At 51.6% G+C, this 9,502-nt stretch carries 10 protein-coding genes and 1 other annotated feature; of the genes, 3 read left to right on the plus strand and 7 right to left on the minus strand.

The window, feature by feature from the left end:
• Positions 1–732, plus strand: a 732-nt coding sequence (locus WBV27_RS05095; protein ID WP_424200007.1) for an NRDE family protein, incomplete at its 5' end; no start/stop codon positions are given.
• A gap of 50 nt (positions 733–782) precedes the next feature.
• On the opposite strand, the gene gpmA is transcribed toward WBV27_RS05095, so the two are convergent.
• The 6 genes from gpmA to trpD form a co-directional block, all read right to left on the minus strand.
• Entirely contained in the window at positions 783–1,469 is a 687-nt protein-coding gene (gpmA, locus tag WBV27_RS05100) for a 2,3-diphosphoglycerate-dependent phosphoglycerate mutase (RefSeq protein WP_424200009.1), read from the minus strand.
• A gap of 74 nt (positions 1,470–1,543) precedes the next feature.
• Complete coding sequence (trpA, locus tag WBV27_RS05105) at positions 1,544–2,320, minus strand: tryptophan synthase subunit alpha (protein ID WP_424200011.1); 777 nt, start codon at positions 2,318–2,320, stop codon at positions 1,544–1,546.
• Complete coding sequence (gene trpB / locus WBV27_RS05110) at positions 2,313–3,494, minus strand: tryptophan synthase subunit beta (protein WP_424200013.1); 1,182 nt, start codon at positions 3,492–3,494, stop codon at positions 2,313–2,315. The genes trpA and trpB overlap by 8 nt, the downstream gene beginning before the upstream one ends.
• The gene (locus WBV27_RS05115; RefSeq protein WP_424200015.1) at positions 3,491–4,102 is read right to left on the minus strand and encodes a phosphoribosylanthranilate isomerase; all 612 of its coding nucleotides are present in this window, start codon (positions 4,100–4,102) and stop codon (positions 3,491–3,493) included. The genes trpB and WBV27_RS05115 overlap by 4 nt, the downstream gene beginning before the upstream one ends.
• Positions 4,102–4,884: an indole-3-glycerol phosphate synthase TrpC gene (trpC, locus tag WBV27_RS05120; protein WP_424200017.1), complete on the minus strand. Its 783-nt coding sequence runs from the start codon at positions 4,882–4,884 to the stop codon at positions 4,102–4,104. Before trpC ends, WBV27_RS05115 begins: the two co-directional genes overlap by 1 nt.
• Entirely contained in the window at positions 4,881–5,948 is a 1,068-nt protein-coding gene (gene trpD / locus WBV27_RS05125) for an anthranilate phosphoribosyltransferase (RefSeq protein WP_424200019.1), read from the minus strand. The genes trpC and trpD overlap by 4 nt, the downstream gene beginning before the upstream one ends.
• Positions 5,949–5,999: 51 nt before the next feature.
• Positions 6,000–6,242, minus strand: a binding site (T-box leader).
• Between the two features lie 161 nt (positions 6,243–6,403).
• On the opposite strand from trpD, the gene WBV27_RS05130 reads away from it, so the two are divergent.
• Positions 6,404–6,922: a DNA-deoxyinosine glycosylase gene (locus WBV27_RS05130; RefSeq protein WP_424200021.1), complete on the plus strand. Its 519-nt coding sequence runs from the start codon at positions 6,404–6,406 to the stop codon at positions 6,920–6,922.
• Positions 6,923–7,181: 259 nt separating this feature from the next.
• Here WBV27_RS05130 and WBV27_RS05135 read toward each other — a convergent pair whose 3' ends face one another.
• Positions 7,182–8,462, minus strand: a complete 1,281-nt coding sequence (locus WBV27_RS05135) for an O-acetylhomoserine aminocarboxypropyltransferase/cysteine synthase family protein (protein WP_424200023.1) — start codon at positions 8,460–8,462, stop codon at positions 7,182–7,184.
• A 513-nt stretch (positions 8,463–8,975) separates the two neighbouring features.
• On the opposite strand from WBV27_RS05135, the gene WBV27_RS05140 reads away from it, so the two are divergent.
• Entirely contained in the window at positions 8,976–9,308 is a 333-nt protein-coding gene (locus WBV27_RS05140; RefSeq protein WP_424200025.1) for an iron-sulfur cluster biosynthesis family protein, read from the plus strand.
• Positions 9,309–9,502 lie beyond the last annotated feature (194 nt).

Here is a 9,502-nt window from a genome sequence, read left to right on the forward strand (position 1 = left end):
TTGATGCTCGTGGCCAATCGGGACGAGCAATATGATCGTCCGTCGCTGCCTGCACATTTCTGGCTGGATCATCCCAATATACTTGCCGGGAAAGACTTGAGCGCTCACGGCACCTGGTTGGGGATCACCAAACAAGGCAGGATCGCCGCCGTGACCAACAGTTATTTGACGACCGATCAGGAATCCGACAAAAAACTGTCCCGCGGCAACCTCGTGATGGATTACTTGACCGGCAGCATGGGCCCCAACGAATATTTGGACCAGGTCAGGCAACAGCGGACCGACTACAACGGCTTCAATCTGATCGTCGGTTCGAGCGACAGTCTCCATCATTACAACAATATTTTGGACGAAATCAGCATCATTCAAACAGGCAACCATGCCGTCAGCAACGCCACGCTCGATACACCATGGCCAAAAGTCACCCTCACCAAAGCGGCAATGGCCGAACTGGCTTCTTCATCCGAGTTGGACGAAGAGGCCATCTTCCGCATCATGGCGGACCGGACGCCCCCGCCGGATGACCAACTGCCTGATTTGCCGCTGGATTTGCCGATCTTGCGTGCCGTTTCCGCCAATTTCATCCAGACGGAACGCTACGGCACCCGTTCCACATCACTGATCCTCATCGACCATTCCGATCGGGTTACTTTTGTGGAAAGATCCTATCTGCTGGACGGGACCAGCAGCGATGTTCGCTTCAACTTTCAATTGCTGGCTGAAGAAAAATGATGCAACAAAAGATGCGGCCGGGATTCCGATTCCCGGCCGCATCTTTTTTATTATAGATAGTATTTTCTGATGATCGTCAGGTCATCATTCAACTCATATACCAACGGCTGTCCGGTAGGGATTTCCAAAGCCATGATCTCATCATCGGGTATCTCTTCAAGATATTTGATCAATGCCCTCAAGGAGTTCCCGTGGGCCGCCACCAGTACCGTTTTTCGGTCCAGAACCGCCGGAGCGATCTGATCTTCCCAGAATGGTATGACACGTTCCAAAGTGGTCTCCAAATTTTCCCCCATCGGAATGATCCGTTTCTGCAGGTTGGCGTACCGGCGATCCTTGACCGGCGACTGAGGATTATCCGGATCCATCAACGGCGGCAAGGTGTTGTAGGAGCGGCGCCATTTCAGAACTTGGTCCTCTCCATATTTTTCGGCTGTTTCCTGTTTATTCAGTCCCTGCAGATCGCCATAATGCCGTTCATTGAGCCGCCAGCTTTTCACTTCCGGTACCCACAATTGATCCATTTCCTCCAAAACAATATGGCAGGTCTTGATCGCTCGCTTCAGCACGGACGTAAACGCCAAATCAAATTCAACCCCAGCCTCCTTGAGTTTTCGGCCGGCTTCTTTCGCTTCGAGAACTCCCTGCTCACTCAAGTCGACATCCGTCCAGCCCGTAAACAGGTTCAACAAGTTCCACTCGCTTACACCATGCCGGATCAAAATGATTTTCCTCATCACCGTCACCACTTTCCGCCTGTATTTTTCTTTCATTATACTGCTACAGGCGGTGCAGTTCACGTTTAAGGACTTCAGTCGCCGCTGCGGATGGCCTCCACCATTTCCGCTACGAAGGCTCCGACCGGTTTGGGCGAATCTTTCCCGTATTTTTCCATGATGTTGATGATTGCGGAACCGATGATGACGCCGTCCCCGACTTCGCTCATGGCTTTGGCTTGTTGCGCGTTGGAAATCCCGAAGCCGATGGCGCAAGGGATGTCGCTGATTTTGCGGATTTCGGCCAGCATGCTGCCGATATCGGTCGTGATGTCGCTGCGCACGCCGGTGACTCCTAATGAAGAAACGACGTACAGGAAGCCTTCCGCTTCTTTGGCGATCATGGCGATCCTTTCAGCGGAAGAAGGTGCCACCATGGAAATGTAGGTGATGCCATGTTCCCGGCAGGCTTCCTGGATGAACCCCTTCTCCTCGAACGGAACATCCGGGATGATGACGCCGTCGACGCCGGTCTCTTTGCAGCGGGCCATGAATTTATCGATGCCGTAGACGAACACTGGGTTGATGTAGGTCATGAAGACAAAAGGTGTAGCGATTTCGGTGCGCAATTCAGCGACCATCTGGAAAATATCGTCCGTATTGATGCCGTTCGCCAAAGCCCGCTCATCCGCCTTTTGGATGGCAGGACCTTCCGCAACCGGATCGGAGAACGGGATGCCGATTTCGACGATGTCCGCTCCGTTCGCAACGATTTCCCTGATCAGTTCCTTTGTGGTTTCCAGGTCAGGATCCCCCGCCGTCACGAAAGGTATGAATGCCTTGTGCTTGAAGGCAGCTGTGATTTTATTCATGGATGTCCACTCCCTTGTATCTTGCGATTGCTGCGACGTCCTTGTCGCCACGGCCCGACAAACAGATGACGATGATTTTTTCCGGATCCAACGTTGGCGCCAAATCCATGGCGTGCGCGATCGCATGTGAACTTTCGATTGCCGGGATGATCCCTTCCATCCGCGCCAGGTATTCGAAGGCGGCGACAGCTTCGTCATCCGTCACCGAAACATACTCGGCGCGGCCGCGGTCATAGAGATCCGCATGCTCGGGCCCGATGCCCGGGTAGTCCAGTCCAGCCGATATCGAGTAAACAGGGGCGATTTGGCCGTATTCATCCTGGCAGAAATAGGATTTCATGCCGTGGAAAATGCCTGGTGTCCCGGTCGCGATTGTCGCAGCCGTGTCTTGCGTGTGGATGCCTCTGCCGGCAGCTTCGCAGCCGATCAGCCGTACGCTTTCGTCGCCGATGAAGTCGTAGAAAGTCCCGATCGCATTCGAACCGCCGCCGACGCAAGCCATCACGACATCCGGCAGCCTGCCTTCCGCCTGAGCCATCTGGGCTTTGGTCTCTTCTCCGATGATCTTCTGGAAATCGCGGACCATGGTCGGGAATGGATGCGGCCCCATGACCGATCCGATGCAGTAATGCGATTCTTCAAACGTGGAAGCCCAATCCTTCATCGCTTCGTTGACCGCGTCCTTGAGGGTGGCGGTCCCGCTCGTCACGGGAATCACTTTCGTGCCCAACAATTCCATCCGGAACACGTTCAATGCTTGGCGTTGGGTGTCCTCTTCGCCCATGTAGACGACGCACTCCATGTCCAGAAGCGCAGCAGCTGTAGCTGTTGCCACGCCATGCTGGCCGGCGCCGGTCTCGGCGATGATCCGTTTCTTGCCCATCTTCTTGGCCAACAATACTTGCCCAAGCGCATTGTTTATCTTATGCGAGCCCGTGTGGTTCAAGTCTTCGCGTTTCAGATAGACTTTCGCTCCGCCGAGGTTCTTCGTCATCTTTTCCGCGAAATAGAGGCGGGATGGCCTGCCTGCGTAGTTGTCCAACAAATCGTTCAATTCTTTTTTGAATTCCGGATCCTCACTGAATCGGAAAAAAGCTTCCGATAGTTCCAAACAAGCGTTCATCAACGTTTCGGGAATGAACTGTCCCCCATGTGCTCCAAAATAACTATTCATTTTATTGACCTCCCAATGATTTCCATTACTGCTCTGATTTTTTCAAAATCCTTCACGCCGTCCGTTTCGACGCCGCTCGAGATGTCCACTGCGTATGGCTGCACCTGTCGGATAGCCGCTTCGAGGTTGCCTGCATGCAGGCCTCCCGCCAGAAAGAATGGGTGCGTCGCTTCCTTCAGCAAATCCCAGTTGAATGTCTTTCCCGTCCCGCCGGCCACGCCGCTCTGGTATGTGTCATAGAGGAGGATATCGGCAGCGTATTCCTTCTTGACATCAGCGGCATCCTTGACCGCGACAGCTTTGATGATCGGAAGCGTGATCCGCTTGCCCAACTCTTCTATATAAGTGTCATCCTCATCGCCGTGGAGCTGCACGATTTGGATTGCCCGGCTATCAACGATTGCGACGATGTTTTCGATCGGTTCGTTGACGAAGACGCCTACTGCCGGAATGGCATCAATCAAGGCTGCCCTGATTTGCAGCGCCTGCTCCAACGAAATCTGGCGCTTGCTGGGAGCAAAAATGAAGCCTGCAAAATCCGGGCGCAGCTCGTTCAGCATTTCAGCATCCTCTACTCGCTTCAGGCCGCAGATCTTCACCTTGACCATCAGCCGATTCCCCGCAGGCGATCGAGCATGCCTTTTTTATCTGGAGAAACCATCATCGTTTCGCCGATCAGGATGGCATCGACGTTGCCCTCTTCCAATTCGATGACTTGCTGTCTTTCCGAAATGCCGCTTTCGGCCACGAAAAGGATATCATCAGGCACCAGTGCACGCAGCCTGATGGACTGCTGGATGTCCACTTTGAAAGTCTTCAAGTCCCTGTTATTGACACCGACGATCTTCGGATTCGTCCGCAACGCTTTGAGAAGTTCTTCTTCGGTGTGGGCCTCCACCAGGGCAGAAAGCCCCAGTTCGCGGGCCAAGCGTTGGAAGGCATCCAACTCTTCCTCGTTCAGGATGGTCGCAATCAACAGTACGGCATCCGCGCCGATGACCTTCGCCTCATAGATCTGATAGGCATCGATGATGAAATCTTTCCGGATGACCGGAAGCGATACTGCCTGTTTTATCTCAGTCAGGAAGCGGTTTTCGCCTTGGAAAAAATCGGGCTCCGTCAATACCGATAGCGCGGATGCGCCTGCTTCTTCGTAGGCCTTGGCGATTTCGAGGTATGGGAAATCCTCCACAATCACGCCTTTCGAAGGAGATGCCTTCTTGCATTCGCAGATGAAACGGATCCCTTCACCGGTCAGCGCCTTTTCGAATGGGAAATCCTGATTGATCGGCATCGCCAAGGCGGCTTGCTTCATTTCTTCCAATGGGATTGCCTGTTTGGCTTTTTCCACGCGTATTTTTGTCGCTACTATGATCTCGTCCAATATCATTTTGTCGCCTCCTGTGATGCAGTGATAAATTGCTTTAATTTCCCCAGTGCCGCTCCGCTGTCGATGAGTTCGGCTGCACGTTTGATGCCGTCAGCGATCGTATAATCGTCGTTGGCCAGATAAATGGCCATGCCGGCGTTCAACAGTACGGTATCGCGCTTCGGCCCTTTTTCGCCACTTAGGATAGCCAAGGCGATTGCGGCATTTTCAGCCGGTTCGCCGCCCACCAAATCTTCGTTAGTGCAGTACTCGAAGCCGTAATCTTTCGGATCGAATGTGAAGTGGGTGACCTTGCCGTCGCGGAGCTCCGCTACTTCCGATGTTGTGGTCAAAGTGATTTCATCCAATCCATCATTTCCACCGAAGACAAGCGCCCGTTCCATGTGCAATTGATTCAACACTTCAGCCATCGTATCCACCAGCGCGACATCGTATACACCGAGCAACTGCATGTTCGCATTGGCAGGGTTCGCCAATGGCCCCAGGACGTTGAAGATCGTCCGGACACCCATTTCTTTCCTGACGGGTGCCGCGTGTTTCATTGAAGGATGATATTTTTGGGCGTACATGAAGCACATTCCGATTTCTTCGAGCATCGTTTCACTGTGCTGCGCGCTGGCTTCGATGTTCACACCCAACGTTTCCAGCACATCCGCGCTGCCGCACTTGCTTGAAGAGCTGCGGTTGCCATGTTTCGCCACCGGGATCCCTGCGGCTGCGATGACAAAGGAAGAGACGGTTGAGATATTGAAAGTGAAGGCTTGATCGCCGCCGGTTCCGACGATGTCCAATGCCGTCGTCTTGGTCCGTACTTTATTGGAAAAATCCCTCATTACTTCAGCAGAAGCACTGATTTCTCCGGCCGTCTCGCCTTTCATCCGCATAGCAGTCAGGTAAGATGCGATCTGGACCGGACTGGCTTGACCGCTCATGATCTGGTGCATGATGGTCTTCGTCAACTGCGGAGAAAGTTCTTCTTTTTTCACTAGTTTATCGATAGCGGCTTTCATGCTGTCTTGCGGGAGAATTTCTTCGGTTTGTTTCGTCTCTTTTATCTCTAGCATTTCATTCACCTCATCATTTTTTGTGTACAAAAAAAGCCCTTGTCCCCCCTTTAAAGGGACAAGAGCTTGTATTCTCCTGCGATACCACCCAAATTGACGAAATTAATCGCCCACTCGTTCACATACCAACATATGTGCCTGTCTGTTAACGGACCAGGTTCCCCGTTTGCCCCTACTCTTTTCAAGGCAACCCTCTCAAGTCCATTCGGCATCCCCTTCGCTATCGCACTCTCACTGGCGGCGACTCTCTGGAAACAAGGTATGATGCGTACTTCTCTTGATTATCGGTTTAATTAGATGGAAATGATTTTTCTAACGAATTCTTAATGTTGGGATTATTTTAACGCATCGCTATCCTTCCGTCAACTGTTTTATTTAAAAAAATTGGCAAGCTCGAATGTTTCCCGCTCCGGCGCGGTTTTGGTAGAATGGATACACAATATCTTTGAAAGGATGTGTTCCGACTGATACAATCCGACAAACTTTACTCGATGGCACCCGTCATCGATTCCCAAGCCCATGTCCTGATTCTGGGATCAATGCCCGGCGCAAAGTCGCTGGAAGCACAGCACTACTACGGGAATCCGAGGAACCATTTCTGGCAAATCATTTTCTCCCTGCTCGGCGAGGAGGATCCGGTGACCTACGAAGACCGCCTATCGCTGCTGAAAAAGCATCACGTCGCCCTCTGGGATGTCATCCACTCCTGTTACCGTGAGGGCAGCCTCGATTCGGCCATCAAAGAGGAATATCCTAACGATCTGAACAGCCTTCTGCGCGATCATCCCCAGATCAGGGCCATCGCCTTCAATGGCGGAAAAGCTTACCGCAGCTACAAAAAGCACTTCGGTCTGGATGAGGCATCCGGCCTGATTTACCTCCCGCTCCCATCGACCAGCCCCATGCGCGGCAAACATGTCAAAACGCTGCCGGAAAAACTGGAAGCTTGGTCGGTGTTGGCGGAGTATCTTTGATGAAGACGGAAGTCCGAAGATTTCCGAAGATGTCCGATATCGCTGATGAATCGGACAACCGACGTGAAGCCTGGGCACTCGTTGTCCGATATTACCGATGAATCGGACAACCGGCGTTAGGCTTGGGCGCTCGTTGTCCGATATCGCCGATGAATCGGACAACCGGCATTTGGCTTGGGCGCTCGTTGTCCGATTAATGTACCATAAAATAATCCGCTCCGTCAGAACCCAAATTCTGACAGAGCGGATTTTGCTTGGTTTAGATTTGTCCGAAAGCTTGATCCAAGTCGGCGATGATGTCATCGGCATTTTCGATCCCGATGGACAGACGGATCATGTCACCGGAAACCCCGGCAGCTATAAGATCTTCGTCACTCAATTGCGCGTGGGTCGTGCTGGCCGGATGGATGACCAATGATTTTGCATCAGCAACGTTCGCAAGCAACGAAAATAACTCCAACTTGTCGATCCACTCGATGCCAGCTTGCTTTCCGCCCTGGATGCCGAAAGTGAAGATCGAACCGGCTCCTTTAGGGAAATATTTGTCGGCAAGCGCCTTGTACTTGCTATCCGGCAGTTCCGGATAGTTCACCCAGGACACTTTCGGGTGGTTCGCCAGATAAGCGACAACCTTGCGGGTATTTTCGACATGGCGTTCGACGCGCAATGACAAAGTTTCGATCCCTTGCAGCAACAGGAAGGAATCGATCGGTCCGATGCAGGCTCCGGTATCGCGCAGCAATTGCACGCGGATTTTGGTCGTGAACGCGCCCGGTCCCAGATCCGTATAGACCAGCCCGTTGTAATGCGCATCCGGCTCCGTGAAGCCAGGATATCTTCCGCTGGCAGCGAAATCAAATTTACCGGATTCGATGACGACTCCGCCCATTGTTGTGCCATGTCCGCCCAAGAATTTCGTAGCGGAGTGGACCACAACATCGGCGCCGAATTCGAACGGACGGATCAGGTAAGGTGTCCCGAACGTATTGTCCACAATCAAAATGATGCCATTGTTATGCGCGATTTCGGCGACCTTTTCGATATCGATCAGGTTGATGCTCGGGTTTCCGATCGATTCAATGAAGATGGCTTTCGTCTTTCCCGTGATGGCCGCTTCGAAGTTAGCTGTATCTTCAGGATCCACGAAAGTTGTTTTGATGCCCAAATTAGGCAATGTCGCACTGAAAAGATTGTAGGTTCCGCCGTAGAGCGTGCTGGCCGCGACGATTTCATCGCCTGCATTCGCCACATTCAGGATAGCGTACGTGATCGCCGCCGAACCTGATGCGACCGTAACGGCGGATGTGCCACCCTCAAGCGCCGCAACCCGCGCATCTACGACTGCGGTTGTCGGGTTCGTCAAACGGGTGTAGACATTTCCGGCATCCGTCAAAGCGAATCGGCCTGCAGCCTGCTCCGCGCTATCGAACACAAAAGCGGTAGTTTGGTAGATAGGCACTGCACGGGCTCCGGTAACGGGATCCGGCACTTGGCCTGCATGTACCTGCAACGTTTCAAAACTGTAATTTTTCTCTGTCATTTGTCATCTTTCCCTTCTGATTTTCGATCTATTCTTGCATGGCAGTTGCTCTTCTGGGTCATTTCCGATTAGCCGAGGTTGCTTCTGATGTTTCTCTGACTTTGCAAAAAGCAAAAAAGCCCTCGTCCCTATATTCCAATTGATTGAAATACAGGGACGAAAGCTCTTCGTGTTACCACCCATGTTCGTAGGGACCTCGCGATCCATACCTTAAAAAGTACGCAAGCTGCCGCTTGTTATACTTCTGTGCGCTATCGTGCACAAATCGAAGCAACACTATCCGCATTGCTTTGCTCCGAGACCATCTTCGCTTTTTTTCATCATACCCCTTTTCACCTGCCGGGGCTCTCTGGAATGACGATCGAAAGGTACTCTTCTCTTCATCGCTCTTCTATTAAAATTTAATTAAATATAACATCTGTTTCTCACCTTGTCAAACATTTTATTGATGTGAGCATATTCGCTTTTTTTCGCGAGGGCATGCTTTATAATTAGCACAAGGGGTGATTATAAATGAAATTGACATTTACTGAAAATGCCACGCAACGACTGGGAAAATTGGGGATGACCGAGGAACTCTCTTTGTACATGAGCACCATCTACGGCTGCGGCGGACCGGACAGCAGCATGTTTACGATCCGAGCGTACGATACGGAAAACCCGAACTACGACACCGTTTTGGACACCAACTTCGGCGCGGTCAAAGTCACCAAGGACAGCTTGCAGCAACTGGATGAGGACAACATCATCGATTTCAATGACAGCAGCTTCTCTTTCGTCCTGAAAAGCAACCGCGGCTTGCTGAACCCGAACATGAACTACGAAAATATGAAGTTGAAAAATTGAGAGAAGCGGCAATAGACTAAGTGTCCATTCCTTCCGACAGCAGTTCCCGGCGAAGCATGATTTCGCCGGGAACTTTTTTAAACAAGCAAAAATACTAAAATCAGTAGTACAAACCAAGTGTATGGTCCGCGCTACTGATTTTAGTACATTTAGAATCCAATTTATTTAATTGACCGACAGCATTTCATTATTCC

The organism is Trichococcus sp. (genome assembly GCF_049589555.1).
Lineage (GTDB): Bacteria > Bacillota > Bacilli > Lactobacillales > Aerococcaceae > Trichococcus.

Bases quoted from the DNA above. Each gene is read 5' to 3' on its own strand.
- gpmA (WP_424200009.1), bottom strand. From the start codon at position 1,469: ATGAGGAAAATCATTTTGATCCGGCATGGTGTAAGCGAGTGGAACTTG.
- trpA (WP_424200011.1), bottom strand. From the start codon at position 2,320: ATGAATAAAATCACAGCTGCCTTCAAGCACAAGGCATTCATACCTTTC.
- trpB (WP_424200013.1), bottom strand. From the start codon at position 3,494: ATGAATAGTTATTTTGGAGCACATGGGGGACAGTTCATTCCCGAAACG.
- WBV27_RS05115 (WP_424200015.1), bottom strand. From the start codon at position 4,102: ATGGTCAAGGTGAAGATCTGCGGCCTGAAGCGAGTAGAGGATGCTGAA.
- trpC (WP_424200017.1), bottom strand. From the start codon at position 4,884: ATGATATTGGACGAGATCATAGTAGCGACAAAAATACGCGTGGAAAAA.
- trpD (WP_424200019.1), bottom strand. From the start codon at position 5,948: ATGCTAGAGATAAAAGAGACGAAACAAACCGAAGAAATTCTCCCGCAA.
- WBV27_RS05135 (WP_424200023.1), bottom strand. From the start codon at position 8,462: ATGACAGAGAAAAATTACAGTTTTGAAACGTTGCAGGTACATGCAGGC.
- WBV27_RS05140 (WP_424200025.1), top strand. From the start codon at position 8,976: ATGAAATTGACATTTACTGAAAATGCCACGCAACGACTGGGAAAATTG.